2 protein-coding genes are annotated in these 23,212 nt (G+C 74.5%); both read left to right on the top strand.

Going from position 1 to position 23,212, the window contains the following annotated elements:
- Window positions 1–33 precede the first annotated feature (33 nt).
- A complete protein-coding gene (locus LG943_RS25435; protein WP_270074908.1) occupies window positions 34–22,821 on the top strand; it encodes an ADP-ribosyltransferase in 22,788 nt (7,595 codons plus the stop codon).
- Window positions 22,818–23,189, top strand: a complete 372-nt coding sequence (locus LG943_RS25430) for a toxin-antitoxin system YwqK family antitoxin (RefSeq protein WP_270074907.1) — start codon at window positions 22,818–22,820, stop codon at window positions 23,187–23,189. Before LG943_RS25435 ends, LG943_RS25430 begins: the two co-directional genes overlap by 4 nt.
- Window positions 23,190–23,212 lie beyond the last annotated feature (23 nt).

The raw sequence follows: 23,212 nt of genomic DNA, 5'->3' as shown, positions 1-23,212 counted from the left end.
TGGCTCCTGCTCACCGCGCCCGGCCACCAGATCATGGAGCAGCTCTTCGCCTCGGCCGACTCCATCATCCAACGCGCCCAGATCGACGCCGGGGTCCGCAAGGGCTGGGACAACAAGATGACCCACATGGCCCACGGCGGGGCCGGCCTCTCCGGCCTGATCTCGGCGGGCCTGTCCTTCGGGGTGGACCACCTCACCAGCGCCCAGATCCGCAACCTGTTCCGCAACAACATCGACAACCTCCTCAACACCCCGCCCCCGCCCCGCATCGACACCGCACCGCCGCCCAAGATCGACGAGGCGCCCCCGCCCGGCACCCGCACCGAACCCGACCCGACCCCGGCTCCCGGGCCCGACGTCCCCAACCCCAAGCCGGAGCCCACGCCGAACACGGTGCCCAAGCCGGAGGTCGGACCGAACGACGTCCCCAACATCAACCGGGACATGGCCGAGGTCTTCTCCAAATACCAAGACGACCTCGCCGCCGCCTTCGCGAGCATCGAAGGCAAACGCCCCTTCGACAACCCCGCCGCCGTCACCGAATTCAAAAACGACTTCGCCGACATCTTCGCCCGCCACTTCGGCAACGACATCGGCCACCAAGCAGCCCGCGACCTCGGCAACAACTACGCCGACGCCTTCGCCCGCAACTGGGGCCGCAACGACCTCACCCGCAGCCTGGACGACGTGCTGGGCGACAGCCTGCCCCCGCCGGTGCGCAACCACCTCGCCAACGACGTCCCCCACGCCCTCAACGGCAACGTCCCCACCTTCCTCCGCAGCACCCCCTTCTACGTCCAAAACCTCGGACTCGGGGCGGGATCAGGCGCCATCGAGGGCTACGTCGGCGAAGGCGTCACCAACGCCGCCCTCACCGAGGAAGGCTGGAAGGCCAACGGCTACTCCGCCACCGCCGGCGCCTCCCAGGCCACCATCCAGACCTTCGCCGTCGACGGCGCCGTCAACACCATCAACGCCCTCAAAGGACCGCCGGAGATCGCCCCGGTCCCCGAGCCGGTCCCCACCTCCGGCAGCGACACGGCCACCGGGACCGACAACACCACCGTGCCCGGCGGCACCACCGGATCCGACAGCGACAACGCGCCGGGCGGCGGGCGCGGCGGATCCCCCCGAGGCGACGACACCCCCGGATTCGACGGCGCCCCCGGCCCCGACCGCCCCGAAGCACCCGACAGCGCCGACCTGGGCGACATCGACGGCATCGAGGCCCCCGACCTCGACCTCACCCCGCCCAAAGCACCCGACACCGACCTCACCCCGCCCAACGCCCAACCCAACATCCCCACACCCGAGGCCGCACCCTCCCCCACCCCCAACACACGCGGCGAAACCGACACCGGCGGCCAGACGGGCAGTGAGAGCGGTGAGGTGCCCGCGCTCCACGACGTGCCCGACCTGGTGCCCGACGAGGGGTCGGTGAGCGGCGACGACGCGAGCCTTCACGACCTCGGCGACGACGCGCCCACGCCCGCACCCCTGCCCGCACCCGACGTGAACGGCGCGAACGGCGTGAACGGCGTGAACGGCGGGCAGGACTACACCGGCAAACCGCCGGTGCTGGCCGACTTCAGCGTCCTCAACGGCAAGGGCACCGACGGCCTCGGCGCGCTGGACGGCGGCTCTCTCAACGGGACCGCCGACACCGTCAACGGGGCGGGTAACGTCTCCGGCCGGCCCACCGGGGTGGAGGACACCTCAGGCACGCCCGACCCGAACGCGACGCCCGTGGCCGCCCCCGTGGCCTTCGGCGGACCCGACGCACCCGCTCAGAACAGCACGCCCCCGCAGCCCCAGAACAACCCGGCGAACAGCAACAGCAACAGCAACAGCAACAAGCCGACCACCCCGCAGAGCCCCACGGCCGACCCCCTCACCGGCGGCACCGACACCCCCGGCCGCGACTCCGCCGACCTCCTCACCGACTCCCCCCAGGTCGACACCCAGTCGACCAACGGCCAGGAGACCACCACCGCCCCCGCCACCGCCGAATACGACGACGAGTTCGCCCCCTCGCCGCCACCGAACACCGCCGCCGACACACCCCCCGCGCAGAGCGAGGCCACCGCCCCGGACCCGGACCCGGCCGCGGCCGAGCGCGACGAGTCCACCCCCGCCGAACAGCCCGCGCGGGACACGGCCGCCGACTCCCCCTCCCCCCAGAGCGACAACACCGCCGACGACCTCGACCTGTCGCTCTACGACTACGACGACAGCGCCTTCACCAACCCCGACCCCCGCACCACCGAAGCCCCGTTCGGGGGGAAGCCCGAGGGCCTCGACCTCTCCCCGCTCCACCCCAAGGTCCCCGACTTCTCCGGGCTCAGCCCCAAGGGCTTCACCACCTCAACCGACCCCATCGCCCAGTTCCTCGCCGACCTCGGCCGCGCCGACACCTGGCAGACCACACCCCTGCCCATCAACCTCAACACCGAGATCCCGATCTTCAGCGCGTGGGGCAACTTCAACGAACCCGACGACGGCTACCCTCCCGCCGGCGGCTCCTACTACGGCCGCGACCGCCAGGGCGCGCCCATCACGGCCTCCGACCAGCAGGCGCCGACCCCGGCCCCGACTCCGCCGCCCGCGCAGGACCGCGCGGCCGAGGACACCGACGACTTCGGCGGCCTCTACGACGACGACTACGGCCAGGTCCCCGCCACGTCCACAGGCGACGCCCCCGCCCCGCCCTTCGGCGCGCTGGACCTCGACGGCAAGCCCCTGCCGTCCTTCAGCGGGCTCGGCGAGAAGCCGCCCGCGCTGCCGGACTTCGGCACGCTCAGCGGCAAGGGCGGCGACGGCCTGCCGAGGTCGGGCGACATCGTCCAGGACTTCCTCAAGGGGCTGGGGCTGCGCTCCCATTTCCCGCCGCTGCCCGACGCGCTGAACCAGTCGCCACTGGTCCTGGCCACGTTCGTGCCCGACTCCACCGAGCTGCGCGAGTTCCCGGCGACGTCCTCCACGACGACCACGACCACCAGCGGGGAGACGACCGGGAACACCGGGGACACCGGCGGGGAGCAGGGCGGCTCCGAGCAGAGCACCCAGAGCACCCAGCAGTCCACCCAGACGACCGTCCAGCCCGACCCGCAGGCCCCGGCCGGCGACAGCGGCGGCACCACCGGCTCCTTCGGCTCCGCCCCGCCGCCGCCCCCGCCGCCGCAGCAGACCGGCACCGCCCCCGACGACGTCATCCTGCCGGTCGAGAACTCCGGCCGGCAGCCGGAGACCAACGCGGACGACAGCCCCATCACACGGGCGACCGAGGCCCGCGCCAAGGCCGACGAACTGCGCACCGCCGCGACGCAGAGCCGCGACGCCGCCGCCGACGCCCGCGAGGCGGCGACCGAGCAGCGGGCGAACGCCGACGACCTGGCCGACAGGGCCGACAGGGCGGCGACGGCCGCCGACAACGCGCGCACCACCGCCGAGACCGCCCGGGAGACGGCCGGGACGCGGGCCGAGGAGTACCGGCGGGCCGCCGAGACCGCCCGGGAGACCACCGCCGAGGCCGGCCGGCTGCGCACCGCCGCCAACAACGCCGACACCGAGGCCACGCGCCTTGAGGAGGCGGCCGACGCCGCCCGCACCCATGCCGGCGACCTGCGCACCGAGGCCAACGACGCCCACACCCGGGCCACCGGGCACGCCGCCGCCCTGCGCGCCGCCCTGGAGGCCGCCGCGGCGGCCCAGCGGCACGAGGCGCGAGCGCAGCAGGCCCGCGCGGACGCGGCCGGCCTTCGGTCCCAGGCCGACCGGGTCGGTGAGGACGTGCGGCGGCTCCAGCAGCAGCTCTCCGACCTGCGGCCGGCGCCCCAGGAGCCCCCGGCGGCGCCGGAGTCCCCGGAGTCGTCGGCGCCGCCGGAGACCCAGGGTGCCCCGCCCGCGACCGAGACGGCCCCCGCCCAGGACACCGCCGACTCCCCCGAGGCTCCGCGGGCTCCCGAAGCGCAGGCCACCGACACCCGCGACGTCGACACCCCCGAGGCCGACCCCCGCATCGCCGACCTCGAACGCGACATCGCCGATCTCACCGCCCAGGTGTCCGGGCTGCGCGACCAGGCGGGCCGGCATGACGGCGACGCCGCCGAGGCCGACCGGCAGGCCGCCGAGGAGTGGGCGCGGTCGGGCATCGGCCCCGACGACATCGCCCGCGTCCAAGGCGAACTCGACACCGCCTTCGACCACGCCCAGGAGCTGTCCGGGCGGGCCGACACCGCCGAGGAGCAGGCCAGGCAGGCCCGGGACACCGCGAACACCGCCCGGAACAGCGCCGACGAGGCGAACACCCGAGCCGAGACGGCCGAGCGGACCGCCGCGGACGACCGGAAGCAGGCGAACACCGCCAAGGAGCGGGCGGACCAGGCCGATGAGGCGGCGCAGAAGGCCGAGGAGGCCGCCAACACGGCGGGGAAGACCGCGAGGGACCTCGCGCGCGAGGCCGCGGACGCCGACTACTTCGCCACGTCGGCCGAGTTCGACGCGCAGCGAGCCGAGGACGCCGCCCGGCGCGCCCAGCGGGAGGCGGAGGACGCGGCGCGGACGGCCGACGAACTCGCTAGGGACGCGTTCCCCGACACGGCCCGGCTCGGCCCGCTGCTCCTGTCCAACTGGTACGGCACGCACCCCGTGGACAGCACCGGCCTGCTGGACCAGGTCCAGAACCAGCTCACCGGCATCACCGACCCGCGCGTCACCCCCCAGATGCGCACCGACATCATGGACCAGGTCCGCCGGCAGGCGTCGCGCGACCTGCGGCCGTTCTTCACCCCGCAGGGGTTCACCGCCACCGTGCGGGGGCCGGACGGGGAGTGGACGCTGGACCTGCACGTCGACCCCGACGCCGAGTACCACCGCGTCACCTCGATGTCGCAGACGCTGCCGCCGCCCACCCGCCGCCCCAAGGTGCTGCGCTCCCAGACCGAGGGCAACCCGAGCACCGCCTACAGCTACGAAGGCGGGCACGGCGGGTCCAAGTCGTTCGGGATCGGCATCCTGCTCACGCCGTTCTACATCGGCCCGGTCGGCACCGGGATGCCCGAGGACCTGATGACGCTGGGCGTGCGCGCCGTCGGCCGGTTCGGGATCGGCTACCGGAGCCGCGCCACCGGCTTCACCTCCAGCGGGGCCAGCACCGAGGTGTCCTCCGTCGAACTGAAAGGTCCGCCGGAGCCCTACGAGGCCAACCTGACCGTCGACCTCAAGCTCACCCCCAAGGCGCCGCCGCAGGCCACGGCCATCGCGCCGCCGCCCGGCAACCAGGCCGGCGGCACCACCGGGGACACGACCGGCGGCACCAGCGGCGGTCGGACGACCACCCAGACCGGCGACACCACCGGCGACCAGGCCGGGCCGTCGACGCAGTCGGACACGTCGACCCAGGCGGACACGCCGTCCCCGGCCGACACCTCGACGCAGGCCGACACCGGGCCGATCACCCGGACGTGGGAGACCCCGGTCCAACTGCTGGTCCCCGGCGGGCCGGGCACGACCCCTGAGGGCGCACCGGAGCAGATCAACCTCGCCGACCCGCGCGACCCCGCAACCACGGAGGTCCCCGGACCCGGCATCCGCGCGATCGACCGCGCCTACCCCGTGTACGTCGGCGAGGTCACCTCGGCGCCGCCGACCGACCCGACCTCGCAGACCGACCAGTCCGGGCAGACCGGGCAGACCGACCAGTCCGGCCAGACGGAACAGGACGACCAGCCCGACCAGACCGGGCGGACCGACCGGGCCGGCGAGAGCGCCCAGGGCGGGCGGCCCGCCCGCGGCGCGGGCGTCGGCCTCGCCGACTGGGTCCGCGACCGCCTGCTGGGCCTGTCCTCGGCCGACATCCAGGCCCGCGCCAACCCCGCCCCCGCCCGGTCCACGCCGCCCGCGAGGACCGGCAGATTCACGCGGCGCCCCAAGCCCCCGCAGCCGGCGAAGCCGTCCAAGAACTTCACCCGGCACAACACCGCGGCCCTCGACGGGCTGCGCAGCGGCAGCCTCATCCAGGGCAACCTGAACACGATGTCGACCGGGTACTACGACCAGGACTTCGTCGACGCCAAGGGCAAGCCGACGACGCTGCGCATCACCTCGTCGCCGACGTCCTACCGGCAACTGCCCACGCCGCCCAAGGTGGACGAGTTCAGCACCATCATCAGCCGGGACAGCGCGACCTCGGAGTCCAAGGCGAAGACGTCGTTCTGGACGCTGACGCTGGGCGGCGGCGCCGACTTCCGGCTGCCCAACCGCATCTTCCGCTTCGCCCCGGCCGTCATCGAGTACCTCTTCCGCCACAACGCGCGCCGGACCAGCGACAGCAACGCCGACAGCGCCTCCCAGGTCTCGATGCTGTGGGGCTCGCCGGACTCCGTGCTCTACGAGGTGACCCGGACCTACTACGCCCAGTTCACCGGCGACAGCGAGCCCACGCGGTTCACCGGCACCACCTACGAACTCCTCACGGCCGACGACGCCCGGCTGCTCCAGACGGCCGACAGCACCGCTCCCCACACCGAGACCGACGCGTCGGACTCCGATCCCAACACCGGCTCCACCACCACCGACACCAACCCCGACACCGACACCGACACCGACACCAGCACCGACACCGAGACGCCGACGGAGCCGCCCTTCCCGCACCTGCGGGGCGACCACCCCACGCGGTTCCACTTCGCCGCGCCGCAGTCGATCACCTTCCCCGACGGCAACCCGTTCTTCAGCGGCGCACCGGCCGCCACCGAGACCACCGGCACCGGCACCGCCGGCACCACTACCGGCGCCGACACCACGACCGCCCCCGGCGCCGACACGAACACCACCGCCACCGACGCCAACCCCAACACCAACACCAACACCAACACCAACACCACCGTCACCGAGACGACCGGCACCGACGACGCGGCCGCCGGCACCACCGCCCAGTCCTCGACGGACGCGTCCCCCTCTCCGGCCAAGGGCACCCCGTTCACCGAGTGGGTCAGCCAGCAACTGCTCCAGGCGATCGCCCAGCGCTACCCCGGCCTGGTCGTTCCGGACCGCTCCCGCACCAAGGACAACTTCGCCCACCGCCCCGGCGGCCGGACCTCCCGCTGGGGGCGGGAGAGCCGCCCCTTCCGGCGCGACTACGCCACCGCGCTGGAGAACAGCAACCGGGTCTACAGCGCGGTCGAGCAGGCCCACCTCAAGGGCGGCCTGAGCAAGCTCACCCACGACGGCCTCCCCGTCCACCTCCAGGAGTCGGCCAGCTTCGACATCCGCGACCTGTTCCGCTCCGGGAAGAAGTTCAAGCGACCCGAACTGGTCACGGTCCGGCTCTTCGCCGACGTCGGCCCGCTCCAGCACACCGGCACCACCGAGCGGTTCGTCGGCTCCGGCATCTCCGGCTCCGCGCAGCGCGGGTCGCGCAAGGGCTCCGGCCACTCCAACTCGCTGGCCTACCGCTTCGTCGGATCGGTGTCCCGGGGCGACGTCGACGCCGCCGGCGGCCGCACCCCCGGCGGGTTCCTCCAGCACCTGCGGGGCGCCATCGGCCGGCGCTCCTCCACCGGCAAGGGGCTGAGCACCTCCTACGGCAGCGACGCGTTCCTGCTGTTCACCGGCACGACCGACGTGTGGTCCAGCGACATCACGTTCAACGCGCGGATCGACGACGCCAAGCGCTACCACGGCCCCAACCTGCTGCGCCAGCGCGGCGACCGGCTGGGCGGCGGCATCCAGGCCCGCATGGAGATCGCCACGCCCCGGCTGAAGCGCCCCGTGCCCGACAACATCACCCCGATCACGGCCGACGGCACCACGGCACCGAACCCGGCATCCGGGACCGGCACGACCGGGCGGCCCTCCGGCTCCTACGAGCGGCTCACCCCCGACCAGGCGCGCGACATCGTCAACGGCCGCGGCCGCCGGCACAGCCCCGCGCTGCCGCCGATCCCGGAGAACGCGGCGGTCGACGGCTCCGCCACGGCGACCTCGTCCGCCCCGGACCCCTCGTCCACCACGGCCTCCTCCTCCACCACCGGCACCTCGTCCGCCCCGGACCCCTCGTCCACCACCGGCACCTCGTCCACCACGGACACCACGTCCGCCCCGGACCCCTCGTCCACCACGAGCCGCGCCAACCCGCCCTCGCTCAACAGCCGGCTGGACGACGCCGGAATCTTCCTGCTCTCCGTCAACACCGGCGGGCAGACCCCGGCCCAGGCTCCCGGCTCGGACGACTCCGCGGCGACCACCCCGCAGCCGTCCCTGCTCGACCTCAACCGGCGCATGTTCTCCTCGGAGTTCGGCGGCTCCCGGTACTTCGGCCGGCGCGACTTCTACATGCGCAAGTACGACCACTTCACCGGCGAGGACGACGCCGGGCGCCAGTTCTTCGAGAACCTGCTGTCCGAGGAGAACCTGGCGGCCAACCTGTTCAACGGGATCGTCAGCCGACCGGAGATGGACGGCGGGGCGCTGTCGCACAACACCATCCGCCCCACGATCGTCACCGACGCGGTGGTGGAGTCGGCCACCGCCGTCCCGGCCGAGGCCACGCTGCTCATCAACGGCGCCGCCCGGAGCGGGCTGAGCCGGGGCCGGGTGCGGTCCTGGCTGGCCACGGTGGGCGGCAGCCACCTGCCGTCGCTCAACACCAACCGCGCCGACAACGATCCCGACTCCACCCGGGGCGACGCCCGGAACCCCACCCTCTTCACCGGCCCCAGCGCCGCCAAGACCTGGACCTTCAGCTCCCGCGGCGACACCACGGCCCGCGGCTACACCGTCAAGAGCACGTTCGTCCACAAGACGGACTCCGCCTACCTGATCCAGGGGTCGGGGCTGATCCGCCAGGCAGCGCAGTTCGCACGCGAACTCGACCTGGCCGGCACGTTCTACCGCTCGCCCCTCTACACCGGGTGGCAGACGCGGTTCGACGACCTGTTCGCCGGGTTCGCGCACGCCTGGGACGCCCTGTCGAGCCGCCTGGTGCCGGACCGGTTCACCGGCCCCGACGGCAACAGCCCTCTGGACACCCGCGACGTCCCGCCGCCGCCCGAGTCCGTGGACGTGCGGCCCGGACTCGCCGACACCGGGATCACGTTCCGGCCCGCCGACGCCGAGGCGGCGCTGACCGACCTTGAGACCAAGCTCGCGGCCCACGACCTGGAGCTGACCGGGAACAGCCGCGCCCGGCTCGCCCAGGCCCTGGCCTCCCACCTGTCCGACAACCCCAACTCCGGGGTGCCGATCCCGGTCGACATCCGCCACATCGTCAACCGCACCAGCTTCCCCAAGACGCCGATGGAGCTGCCGTCGGTCCCGGCCGTCATCCACGTGCGGGCGAACCGAAGCTCGGCCCCGCCCGAGGTCGGCTACCTCGGCGGCGAGTCGGAGTTCCGCGAGACGCGGTCCTTCACCTTCTCCACCACCACGGCCCACACCCACGGGACGATGAGCACCAAGGGCGTCGGCGGGTTCGGCACGATGGTGCCCAACACCACCGACACCAACCCCGACCACGACAACCACCGCTCGCAGACCGGCTCGCCCGCGGCGCTGTCCTCGATCAGCCCGCCCCACGACACCACCGTCGCGTCCTCCCACAGTGACACCGCCGCCAACACCGAGGCCGACACGCGCACGGTGGTCGTCGCCGTGCCCGCCCCCTTCGCCAAGCTCGGCGCCGAGAACGACCTGACGCTGACGCTGGAGGTCGTGGGCGACGGCCTCAGCCCCAAGCTGGAACTGCCCAGGGACGTGCGCACCGACGGGATCACCGCCAGCGGCTCGGCCGGGCGGGTGCAGACCGTCTACCCCGCGCCCTACCTCCAGTTCGGCGGCGACACCACCGGCACCGCCGGCGACGGCACCGCCTCGGCCGGAACCAACCCGGGCCGCACCACCCAGGACGACGGCGCCGACAGCACCGAGAACGCGCTCCAGCGGTGGAAGACGCCCCCGCAGCAGGACGGGACCGACGAAGCGGCGCAGCAGCAGGCGCCGCCCTCCTCGGCCGACATCCTGCTCCCCGTGGCGATCGAGAACGACGGCAAGGCCGTGCTCGACCTGGGGTACACCGTGCTCGCCTCGGCCAACGGCTGGAAGCCCGACACCGACGCGGCCCAGGACGGCGCGGACGGCCACTACACCGACGCGGAGATCACCGAGGCGCGCGACCACGCCAAGAGCCGGCTGAACCTCCACCCGCGCTCGGACGCGGTCGGCCAGGAACTGAGCCGGACGGCGCTGCCCTCCCACTTCATCAGCGCCAACACCAGCGGCGGCATCAGCTTCGACGACCAGGGCAAGACGTCGTGGGGCATGGCCATCCGCCCCGACTACGGCTCCAGCCGGGTGCTGTACGTGGCGCCGACCGGCTCCGTCACCGACTCCCACGCCCCGAGCCGGTCCGGCGGCACGACGATCGACCACGGCGGCGGTGTGATCGCCACGGGCGGCGCGGCGCTGGGCGACGCCACCACGGGCGGCTTCAACGACCACCACTCGGGCACCCAGTACTCCTCGGGCGACGCCACCCGCATCTCGCACTCCGGCGGCGCGCACGACATCTCCACCGCGCCCAAGCCGCCCGAGGAGCTGCTCAAGATTTACAGCGGCCCGCTGTACCTGGTGGAGTTCGACACCGCCTGGGCGATCGCGGCGCAGCGCCGGTCCGCCCTGCCCTCCACCCTGGGCGAGATGATCGGCGGCACCCCCCACCCCCACATCGGCGAGGCCACCACCAAGGTCACCGCGTGGGTCTCCCAGGACACCGCGGTGCGGCTGGGCATCCTCGGCGGCCCGCCCGACACCGCCACGGCGCGGGCCGTCGACACGATCGCCGTGCGGCAGCAGGCCCTGGCCAACGCGGAGAAGGACTACCTGGCGGCGCGCCGCGACCTGTGGTGGGCGACGCAGGACGCCAAGGGGAAGCCCGCCGAGAGCCCCGAGTTCCGCGAGTACCAGCGGCTGGAGAAGCTGGCGGACCGGCGCGGCCGGGAGTACACCCAGGCGGCCGCCGACTGGCTGGCGGCCGAGCGCGCGGCGACGTCGCTCCTCAACGGCGGCACGGTCGACACCTCCTCCGGCGGACCCGACGACGGCGCGGGCGGCTCCTCCCGGAATCCCGGTGGCGACTTCGACCGGGACGGCCGGGGCGGCAGCGGGTCCGACCGGTTCGACGGCCGTGACGGCTCCAACGGCGGCGACAACGCCGGAAGCAGCCGGGACGGCGACACCCAGGGCAACGGGGGCGGCGGCGGGCGCGGCAAGCGCGTCCGGTTCGCCGACGAACCCGAGTACTTCGACGGCGGGACGGGCCGCGGCGCCCAGGACTTCGACGCGGCTCCCCCGCCGCTGCGGACCCAGAGCGAGACGGCGCCGACCGACACCGCCGCGGCCGCGCCCCCGGCCGAGGCGGCCGGCCGGACCCCCGCCGCCGCGCCGGACGGCGGCAGGGGCACCGGATCGGCGTCCGCCAACGACGCCGACACCGGCCCCGCCACATCGCCCAACCGGGCCGACCGGAGCGGTCAGGCCGAGCAGAACGAGCAGGCCGACCAGAGCGACGTCGACAGCCTCTACGACAGCCTGTACGACGACAGCCTCTACGGCGACGGGCCGGCGGCCGGGGAGCCCGGCGCCGAGCGGTCCGGCTTCGCGACGCTCCCGTGGGAGCCGGTCGCGCCCAAGGCCCCCGACCTGTCCTTCCTCGTCAAGCCCCCGCTCCTGGCGGACCCGCCGCCGCAGACGGTGGCTGAACTGATCGCGTCCTTCACGCGGCACCCCGAGGCGATGAAGGACATCTCGCTGCCGACCATGGGCGACCGCACCGTGACGGTCGCCATGACGCACGTCCCGCCGATCGCCCCGCCCCCGGGCTTGAACGGAAGCACCCCGGCGGGCGCGCCGCAGGGCACCGGTGCCCAGAACACCGCCCCGCAGGACGGCGGCCGTCAGGACGCGCCCGGCCAGGACGGCGGACGGCAGGGCGACGGGCGGGACGGGCGGCAGGACGCGCGCGGCCCGGGCGGCGGCCGACAGGACACCGGGCAGCGCGCGAGCGGCGACGCCGCCTCGGACGCGGCCTCAGAGGCGGCGTCGTCCCTGCCGTCGGACATGGGCGACACGCTGACCGACCTCTTCCGCGCCGAACTCGGGCAGCAGGGCGCCACGCCGACCCAGCAGGCCGGGCAGGACCCCAGCGGGTCGGAGCCGGGCTCCGGACCGGAGTCGTCGGAGTCCGCGGAGTCCTCATCGGACTCGGAGTCGGAGTCGGGGTCGGAGTCCGACGGCGAGGGCGAGGCGCCGCAGACGCGGCAGCCGGTCCCCGGCCCCGCCGCTGAGCAGGGCACCGACCGGGACACCGCGCCGGACACCCGGCCGCAGGAGCGGCCCGCGCCCGCCGACCAGGAGGCCGAGGACGCCGGCTACGAGTCCGACTCCGAGGAGACCGACGCGGAGAGCGAGTCCGACCAGGAGGACGGCTCCGACGACGAGGACGCGCCCGTGCCGGCGCCGCCGCCCCCGGGCGGCTCGCTGTCGCGCTGGCTCGACGGCCTGGACGCGCTCGACGCCCTGACCGGCGCGCCGTCCACCCGCCCCCGTCCGGGTGACCGCTCGATGACCCCGCCCCCGGGCGCCACCACGCGGCGGCCCGACGACGCGCGGTCCACCCACTCCGTGGAGTCCGCGCCCGCCGCGTTCGACTACACCGACGCGGCGCCGCGGCAGGCCACCGTGTCCACGGCCACGGAGACCGCGCCCGAGGAGCGGCCGGCCCCCGGGCCCGCCGAAAGCGCGGAAAGCACGGCAAGCCCGGAAAGCGCCGAAAGCACCGCCACGGTCGTCCGCCACCCGACGCCGGAGTCCGGGGAGTCCTCCGCCGAGGAGGCCGGCCCGCAAGAATCGGCCGCCGAGGAAACCGACACCGACGCCGACACCGGCGAGCAACCCGAGCGCCGACCCGAGCAGCAGCCCGGGGACCAGTCCCCGCAGCAGCCGGAGCAGCAGCCCGCCCCCGAGGACTCCGACCACTCCGACGAGTCCTCCAGCGACTCCAGCGACGAGGACACCGGCCACCGCGAAGACCGCGGCAAGCAGCCCGAGCGCCCCCAGGAGACCGGCGGCGACGGCGACCCGGAGGGTACGACCGCCACGGCCGAGGAGCCTCCCGTCGACAACGTCGATTTGGGCTTCCTGCTGACCTCCAACCTGTTCCGGCCCAACCTCATCCAGGTCGGCGACCTGCCCGGCCACATCACCCAGCGCATGGAGGCGCTGAGGTTCGGCAACAGCTCCACGCGCACCGGCATCGTCAACGCCGTGGGGGCGCAGGCGCGCAAGGACCCCCGGCCGTTCTTCAAGCCGAACGGCTTCAGCACGAAGGTCGAGGGCCCCGGCGGCACGTGGGAGGTCAAGTTCCGGGTCAACCCCAGCGCCACCTACCGGCTCCAGCCCAAGCCGCCCGCGCCCCTGTCGCGGCGCCCGCACCCGGCGGACCGGCCGGGCGCGGAGCAGGGCACCCCCGCCGCGCCGCGCACCGACCGCGCGCCGCGCCCCCGGGTGACCACGTCGGTCGGAGCGGCCGCCTCCCAGTCGTCCTCCGGCTCGCACGGCGGCCACAAGTCCGCCTCCCTGGCCATCCTGATCACGCCGTTCTTCATCGCCCCCGACGGGCTCACCGGCAACTTCGGCTGGCGCGGCACGTTCCGCGTGACCGGCGCCTACCACGCCCGCGCGACCAGCCACAACGTCAGCCAGTCGGCGGGTGTGACCCGCAGCGTCGAACTCCGCGGCGAGCCCGACACCTACTCCGCCGACCTCCCCCTGACCATGGAGATCATCCCGCCGGGGCGCCCCCCGGTCGTGGACACCAGCCACTTCACGGTGAACCTCGACGTGCCCGGCGGCGTGCGCACCAGCCCGGCCGACGCGCCCAAGCGGATCACGCTGCCCGACCCCCACCTGCGCGACGCCGGCGGCCGGCGCGGCAGCGGTCCCTTCCCCGGGCCGGGCGCGCGGCGGATCACCCAGAGCCACCCCGTCAAGGCCGGCCCCATCACCCGGGTGCCGCGCCCCGGCGAGCCGCCCGCCGCCCCCGGCACGGCCGACCAGCACGCCATCGCCGACTTCATCTTCGACCACCTGATGGCCGACGACTATCCGCGTCGGGTGACCAACAGCATCCAGGAGCTGCGCGACCGCCTCAACCAGCGGCGGGAGGAGTACCGCGCGACGATCCGCGACGCGTTCTCCGACGAGAACATCGAGCACACGGTCATGCAGATGACCACCGGCCCCTTCCAGTTGACGTTCCGCGACGCCAAGGACGTGCCGCAGGTCGTGGAGTTCCGGTCGTCCCCGACCACCTACAACCTGCTGCCCGTGGTGCCCAAGCTCAACGACTTCACGCTGATGGCCGGGACCGCCAAGAACACCGGCACGGGGAAGTCGCAGACCTCCTCGCTCAGCGTCCACTTCGGTTCGGGCCTGGACATCACCCCGCCCCTGACCACCTCGGAGATCGCCACCCGCGTCGCGCCGCTCTACGGCGACGTGACCGGCGGCCGGGCGCTCTCCAAGGGCGGCAGCAAGGGCAGCACCGGCTCGGTCACGCCGATGCTGTGGGGCACCCCGGACCTGGCCGCCTACGACGTGCGGCGCAACTTCCACGTGCGCTTCTACGGCGACAGCGACTCCCACCTGTTCACCGGGACCGTCACCGAGATCCTCACCAGCGAGGACGCCCGGATGATCAAGTCCGCCGAGGTGCCGCCGCCGGGCGGGCCGACGCAGATGGCGGGCGAGTCCTCGCGCGGCGCCCAGAACACGCCGGACCCCACCCGCACGCCGCCGTTCGCCAACCTGGCGGCGCCCAACCCGACCAACCTGAGCTGGTCCATGCCGGTGGCCTTCACCTGGCCCGACGGCCACATGTACTTCCCGGCGGCCCCGACCGACGGCACCGCGCCGCCCACCCCCGAGGAGCTGGAGCAGTTCGGCCGCACGGTGGCGGACTGGGTCACCCAGAACCTGCTCAACGAGATCGCCGAGCACCGGCCCGGCATGGTGATCACCTCGCCCGACCGCACGAAGTCGGACTACACCCACCGGCCCAGCCACCTCGGCCGGCCGTTCCTGGCGCTGTCCCCGCGCGAGCGGCCCCCGCTGCGCCGCAACTTCCAGGTGGCTCTGGGCAACACCCTGAAGGTCGCCCAGGAGATCTCCGAGGCCACGCTGAAGGCCGGACACGTCGAACTGCCGCACGACGGCCTGCTCGTGGTGCTGACCGACACCGCCCTGAACAAGCCGGACACCGTGGCGGTCCGCCTCTTCGCCGACCTGGGGGCGTTCCGGCACGCGGGCACCACCGACCGCAGCACCGGCATCGAGGTCGCGGCCAGCTCCAGCCGCGGGTCCAACAAGGGGGCGACCTGGTCGTGGACCGGCGGCGCCCGCATCTTCAGCAACCTGCGCGCGGGCGGCCTGGACGCGCGCGGCGGCCGCACGCCCGGCGGCGTGTTCGGCCAGGTGCGCGCCTCCCTCAACTGGCGCCGGGACCGCAGCCAGGGCCAGGGCACGGACTTCACCTTCACCGCGACCCTGCTGTTCGACGGCAAGTCCGACCTGTGGGAGGCGCCGGCGGTCTTCACCGCGCACTTCTACGAGAAGGACGACATCGGCCAGAGCCGACGGCCGGTCCCGGTGCGGTCGCGCGGCCACCAGTTGCGCACGGCCGTCCCCGCCCTGCTGGAGACGTCCACACCCCGGCTGCCCGACGGCATCCGCCTGGACGCACCGCGCGTCACCGGCGACTCCGGGCGCATCCGCGACATGGACCCCGCCGACGCCCGGCGCGCCATCACCGGGCGCGCGCCGGCCGTCCCGAGCCGCCCCGCGATCACCGCCCCGCCGCCCGGCGGCCCGAGCGGGCGGCAGGCCGGCGCCACCGACCCGGCGACCGATCCCACCGCGATCGACCTGCCCGTGCGCACCCAGGGCGGCACGACCACGCGGCCGCAGGGCGCCCCGGACCCGGCGCTCCAGAGCACCGGCGGGTCCGACACGCGGGCGGAGGGGTCGCGCACCACCGCGCCGCCCTCCATCACCGACCGGCTGGTGGGCGCCGGCGCGGTCGTGGTGGACGTCAACGTCAACTACCGGCTGGGCTCCGACAACGTCCACCTCATCGACGCCACCGCGCGGATGTTCTCCAAGGAGGGGGTCGGCCCCCGCCTGGGCGGGCTGCGCGACGGCTTCAGCCGCAAGCTCGACCACCACACCGAGGAGAGCGAGGGCGGCCGGCGGTTCTACCCCGACTCCCTGTCCAAGCAGAACCTCGCCGCCAACCTGCTGTCGGGGATCCGCACCAACCTGGACATGAGCGGCGGCCTGCGCTCGCCCCACCACATCCGCGTCGCCATGCAGACCACCGCCGACCTCACCGGGGTGACGTTCGTCCCGGTGAAGGCGATGGTGATCCTGGAGGGCGAGGCCCCGCTCAGCCTCAGCACCGGCGTCTCGCGGACGTGGCGGTTCGCCACCGGCGCCTCGGCGGCGCCCTCGCTGTCGACCGCGCCGACGGTCCCCCCGGACCGGGCGAACCAGACCCCGGTGGACTCCACCTTCAACCCCACCTTCTTCTCCGGGCCCACCCTCGACAGGAGGTGGGACCTCAGCATCCGGTCCGACGGCGCGGCGGGCGGCTTCTCGGTGAAGCGGTCCTACCTCATCAAGCCGATGTTCTCCTACCTGTTCAACGCCTCGGGCCGCGTGCAGCAGGCGATGGAGATCCGCCCGGACTGGAGCATCGGCCCCACCCGGCCCCGCACCCCCGTCTACACCGGGTGGTACTCCGACACCGACAACCTGGTCTCGGGGTTCCTGCACGCCTGGGACGCCCTGGCCAGCGGGCTGCTGCCGGAGCTGGCGGTCGGGCTGGCGGGGCCGGCCGGACCCGCCCGGGTCGTTCCAGCGGACCAGCCCGCCCTCACCGGGGGCTCCGGCGGGGAGCCCTCCGGCGGGACCGACGGCGACTTCGCCGACGCCCTGGCGGTGCGCCCCGGGTTCGAGGACGCCGGAACCCCCTTCCGGGCGCCCGACGCCACCGCCGCGCTGGACGCGCTTGCGACGCGGCTGGCCGGCCACGGGCTGGAGCTGACCGCCGACAGCCGCGACGACCTCGACAACGCGCTCCGCTCCCACCTGGGCAAGAACCCCAACTCCCAGGTGCCGGTGCCGGTCAAGGTCCGCCGCGTCAACCACAACATGGTCGTCGCCGACACGCCCGCCCTGGACGCCACCGTCAACATCAGCCGCACCTGGGCCGACACCGGGCAGACCACCTACATCGGCGGTGAGGCGGAGTACCGCGAGAAGTACACCTGGTCGCTGACCCACTCCCGGTCCAAGGGCAAGGGGGCGAGCACCACCGCCGGGTTCAGCGGCTTCTCCTTCATGACGCCGCTGCCCTACCGGGGGGACGGCCACACGGCGGCCGACACCCCCTCGGGTGTCATGCCCTCCTCCTTCAGCCCCTCGCACGCCCACTCCGTCAACAGCGGGTCCAGCCGCGACCAGGACCTCTCCTCCACCGAGACGCAGACGGTCCTGCTCGCCATCCCCACGCCCTACGCCAAGGTGTCGCACGACACCGTGGTGCACCTGGACCTCCGGATCGAGTCGACCGGCGCGACCGTGGGGCTCCAGGTCCCCGAGACCGTGCGCACCAACGGCGTCCAGGTGACCGCCCCGGGCGGCACCGTCCAGTCGCTGTTCCCCTCGCCCTACCTGGTCTTCACCGACGGGACCGCCGGCGCGCTGGTGCCGGTGCCCCCGGGCCACGTCACCTCCTCCGAGGAGGACCCCATGACCGCCCTGAGCGGCTGGGAGGGCGAGGACGCCGACGAGCGCACGCCCGACGCGCTGGCCCTGCCCGCGGCGATCGAGAACAAGGGGCAGGCGGTCCGCGACCTGGCGCACGTCGTCGTCGCCCGCTCGCTGGGCTGGACACCGCGCCCGGGCGTCCACGTCGACGGCGACGGGGAGTACACGCCCGCCGGCGTCGCCGCCGCGCGCGACCACAACGGCGCCAAGCTCGGCCTGGACTCCCGCTACGAGGCGATCGACCAGCACCTGAAGTCCGACGCGCTGATCGGGCTCTACCTCAGCGCCGACAGCGAGGGCGGGGTCCCGCTGCTCGACTTCGGGCCGACCTCGTGGGGGCTCAAAGCCAGCCCGGTGCCCAGCACGGGCATGATCCTGGACGTGGCGCCGGTCGGGACGCTCGACGCGTTCCACACCGACAGCACGGCGCGGACGGACACCGACAACCGCAGCTCGGGCGCCGCCCACGGCGGCGGCCCGGCCAACGCCCACACCACCAACGCCACCTTCGACCCTGTGCACACGGGCACGCAGTACACCTCCGTGGAGGCGGCCCAGAGCACCCACAGCGGCGGCCCCGCCTCGGCGACGCTGGCGACGTCGGCGCCCTCGCACACCAGCCGCCTCCGCCAAGAGCCGTTCTACCTGGTGGAGTTCGACAGCCACTGGGCGGCCGCCGCCGACTCCGGGCAGGGCACGTTCATCGGCGACACCACCACCCGGCTGGCCGCGTGGGTGCCGCAGTCCGACGCGCTGGCCATGGGGATCATCAGCCAGGCCGACATCGACGCCTTCGCGGGCCGGCGCAGCGACCTGTCGGCCGTCCAGGAGGACTTCGCCGCCGCCGACGAGGCCCTGCTGGAGGCCGCGCACGACCTGTCCCTCGCCGTGGCCACGGCCGGCGGCCCCGACGGCGCGGGCACGAGCGCCGACACCGCCGACACCGTCGCCGCCAAGCGGAGCGCCTTCAACGAGCGGCTGCGGACCTACAACCAGCGGCTGCACGAGTGGCAGTCGGCGGTGATCGACGCCCGCGCGGCGCTGGAGCAGCTCAACGCGTCCTCCGCCCCGTCCACCGAGAGCGGCGACACCGACGCGGAGGACGGCGCCGGCGGGCGCGACAGCGGCACCGCCCCGGACGGGGCCGGCGGCCCGGCGTCGGGGCACCGCCAGGCCCCGCCGCCGCCCGGCGACCGGCAGGCGGACACCGCCGAGGACGACGACCTCTACGGCGTCACGTCCGACAGCGGCACGGACGACGAGGCCGAGGGCGACGGCGCGCGGCACTCGCCCCAGCCGCCCGCGCCCCAGACACAGCCGCAGCCGCAGCCGGAGACGCAGCAGCAGCCGCAGGACGGGACGGAGTCCGGCGGTGACGTGCTCCCCGCGCCCAAGGGGCCCATCACCGCCGACTCCTCCGACGAGGACGCCCCGCGCCCGGACCCCCGCCCCGCCCCGGATCCCCGGACCGCCCGGCAGAGCGCGGACCCGGAGTCCGAGGACGACCTCTACGGAGCGACCCCGCCGCGCGGCCGCAGCCCCGAGCGCGGCGCGGCCACCGAGGACCCGGTCCGGGCCGCCGAGACACCGCAGGAGCGGCCCGGCCAGGACATCGTCGCGCTGTTCAACAGCGCGCTCAACCCGGCCGCCCACCCGGCGCAGGCGCCCTCGCCCCTCCAGCAGGAGGCCCCCGCCCAGGAGCCGGCCGAGGAGAGCGGGTCCGAGGACGAAGGCGCCGGCCGCGGCGGCGAGGAGTCGGCGCCCAAGCCGCCCGCCCAGGACACGGGCGCGGTGGACGGCACCACCGTGGAGACGGCCGGCGACTCCCCCGTCGGCGACCGGCCGGCCGAGGTGCCCTACCGCACCTTCGCCACCAACGAGGAGGCGTCGGCCTACCTCGACGGGCCGATGGCCACCCCGGACCTGCCCGACCGCGAGCGGGCCTACGTGCGCTACTACGCCGCGCACGGCTCGGCGGTGATCAACCGCGAACTGGAGCGCGACCCCGACCTCGCCAACGCCACCCCGTCCATGCGCGAGGCCGTGGAGCACATCGACCGGGCGATCGGGCGCGGCAGCGCCCCCGAGCCGCTGATCCTGTTCCGCGGCTCGGACTCGGCGCCCCCCGGTGTCTCGCCCTACGACGACGCCGCCATGCGCAACCTGGTGGGGACCACCTACACCGACCCCAGGTACACCTCCACGGCTTTGGCGGCCAAGCCGGTCCGCCCGCACCTGCGCGTCCAGTACAGCATCCGCGTCCCGCAGGGGCATCCGGTGCTGAACGTGCGCAACACCCTGCCCCGGGACTCCCACGACGAGTTCGAGGTGCTGGTCCCGCGCGGCACGACGTTCGTCGTGCACGCCGTGCACCGGGTCCCCGACGTCACGCCGGGCATCCCGAGCTGGTGGGTGGAGCTGGAGGCCGTGCCCGCCGGCTGGCAGCCGTCCGAGGACTGGACCCCCGCCCCCCGGGGCGTGGAGACCGACCGCCACCGTGGGCAGGACAGCGGTCCCGTCGACACTCAGACCGAGATTCCCGCGCCGGCGCCCGTGGCCACCGAGCAGTCCGGCGCCGAGGAGCCCATAGGCGAGCGGCCCAACATCCAGCAGCCCGCCCCCCAGCAGCCCGCAGCCGCGCGGCCCGACACCGAGGACGGGCGCGGATACGACTCGGACACCGAAGACCTCTCCGACTCCGAGGAGGAATCCGCGTCGGAGGCGGAGTCCGACTCCGAGGAGACCGGCGGGCCGGGCACCCGGCAGCCCGCCCCCCAGCAGCCCGCAGGTCAGCCGCCCGCAGCCGCGCAGCCCGGTACCCGGGACGGGCGCGGACAGGACACGGACACCGATGACCTCTCCGACTCCGAGGAGGAGTCCGGCTCTGAGTCGGACTCGGAGTCCGATGCCGAGCAGGGGCCCGTGTCCGCTCCGGCCGGTCCTCGACAGTCCCCGGCGGGCCCGCAGCCGCAGCAGGCCCCGCAGCCGGGCGGCGGCACGCGGCAGGACGGCGCGGCCGACGGCGCCAGCGACAGCGAGTCCGACAGCGACGCCGCGAGCGACTCCGAGCAGGACGGGACGCCCGCCCCGGCTCCGTCACGGCAGAGCCCGGACGCGCGGGCCGCCGCCTCCCACCCGCCCGCGCCGGCGCCCGCCCGGCAGGACGACACCGACGGTGAGAGCGACGGCGCCGAGGACGGGCGCGGCGGCCAGGAGTCCGACGAGTCGTCCGCCGAGGACGGCGGCGAGGACAGCGCCTCCTCCAGCGACGAGGACGAGGACGGCGACCAGGACGACTCCTCCGAAGCCGACGACTCCGAGGACTCCGACGACGCGTCCGACTCCGACACCGATTCCGACGATGACGACGCCCCCGCCCCGGCGGCGGGCGGCCCGAGCGGATCGTCGTCGCCTCCCTCGCCTCGCGGCGGCGGCACGGGCGACCGGGGCGACCGCGCCGGCGGCTCCGGCTCGCCCGGCCGGCGCGGCGGCTCCCCCGCCGCCCCTCAGGGCGCAAACACGCGTCCCGCCACCGCCGGCGGCACCCCCGACACCACCGGCGCCGCCGAGCGCTCCGGCGACGGCGACACCACCGACGACGGCATCCCCGACCTCTACGACTACGAGGAGCCCCCGGCCCAGCCGGCGGCCGAGGACGCCGACCCCAACGACCCCTGGGGAGGCAATCCGCCGAGGACGCCGGACTTCAGCGCGCTCATCGACCCCAAGAAGGGCAAGGACGCGCCCCGGACCGTGGAGGAGGTCGTCGCCGACCTCCTGTACCGCCACGGGATCGAGGACGTGGTGCCGTCCTCCCCCACGAGCGAGCAGGTCTTCGTCATGCGCGCGGAGGACTCGCGGCCCCGCCCGCAGCGGCGGCGCTCCGACAGCCCCGACCGCCGCGGTCCCCGCTCCTACCGGGAGCGCGCCGACGCCTACCCGCCCGAGACCGAGGCCGGACCGTCTGAGGCGGGCCCGTCCGAGGCGGGGCCGTCCGAGGCGGGGCCGTCCGACTACGACGAAGGCGACTACTCCGGCTACGGCCAGGCGCAATACCCCGCGTACCCCGCCGAGACCCAGTACTCGCAGGCGCCGGCCGACGTCCAGTACTCGCAGTACCCCGCCGACGTCCAGTACTCCCAGTACCCCGCCACCACCTCGTACTCCTACGACCCGCAGCCCGCCACCGCCGGACCGGCGGAGGCGCCCGCCCCGCAGGAGGCCTCCCAGCAGCAGGCCGCCCCCGAGCCCCCGCGGGCGGTTCCTCCCGACTACAGCCAGCCCCACGTCATCGAGACCGTCGCCGAGGACCGCCTCACCCGGGAGGACGGACTGATCACTCACGTCGACGGCGTTCCGGTGGCCCACTACGTCCGCGGACTCATCGAGGCGCGCGCCGAGGGCATGCGCGACTTCATCCAGAGGACCCCCCGGAACCGCCGCGACAGAAGGATCAACGGACTGGGCGGCCGCCACGGCGCCGTCAACGCCGTCGTGTTCGACCGCCGCAGCGGTGTCGTCGCCGAGGCGGTCAACGGAAACCCCGGCGACCTCATCCGCCCGGAGCACGTCCATCCGCTCATCGCCGAACGCATCGAGCAGATGCGCGGGCGCTACCCCGACCCGGGGTACCCGCGGACCAGCCGCCGCCGGCACATGCCGTTCCCGCACTTCGCGCACCCACTCCGCCACGCCGAGATCAAGGCCCTCAACGCGCTGCTGTGGTCGCGCGGCTACGACGTCAACGGCATCGACCTGAACGAGTTCCAGATCGACGCCATGTTCACCCTCTTCGAGGACGGGGCGCGGATCGCCCCGTGCTGCGCCAACTGCTCCCGCATCGTCCAGGGCGCACGCACCAACAACTTGCGCTACTACTACCCGCACGGCCATCCGTCGTTCGAGGACGGCATCCTCTCCGGAGACATCGACCAGGCATGACACCACCCGACCGGATCACCGACGCCCAGATCGAGCCGCAACCGGACGGCACGGTCCTGTTCCAGGGGACCCCCTACACCGGCGAGGTGGTCGAACTGGATCCCGAGGGCGCGGTCGTCGGCCTGATCACCTTCCGCGACGGGCGCGAGCACGGGCCGTGGCGCGAGTGGTACCCCGACGGCCGGCCGCGGGTCGAGGGCCGTGTCGAGGAGGGTGTCGGCGCCGTGGGCGCCTGGCGCACGTGGTACCCCGACGGCCGCCTCGCCCAGGAGCGGGTCTTCAGCGCGTCCGGTGACGAACTCTCCTTCCGGCGCTGGGGCCCCGACGGCGCCCTCGCCGAGGAGCGGGACTACACCGCTCCGCCGTGAGGCGGCGGCGACCGGCACCGCCC

The sequence above is a fragment of the Streptomonospora mangrovi genome (assembly GCF_027604915.1).
GTDB classification, from domain to species: Bacteria; Actinomycetota; Actinomycetes; order Streptosporangiales; family Streptosporangiaceae; genus Streptomonospora; species Streptomonospora mangrovi.
The sequence above is the reverse complement of the archived record's forward strand: the minus strand, read 5'-3'. Positions and strand labels throughout refer to the sequence as shown.

Coding starts and splice junctions, on each gene's coding strand:
- LG943_RS25435 (WP_270074908.1), top strand. CDS start 34: ATGGAGCAGCTCTTCGCCTCGGCCGACTCCATCATCCAACGCGCCCAG.
- LG943_RS25430 (WP_270074907.1), top strand. CDS start 22,818: ATGACACCACCCGACCGGATCACCGACGCCCAGATCGAGCCGCAACCG.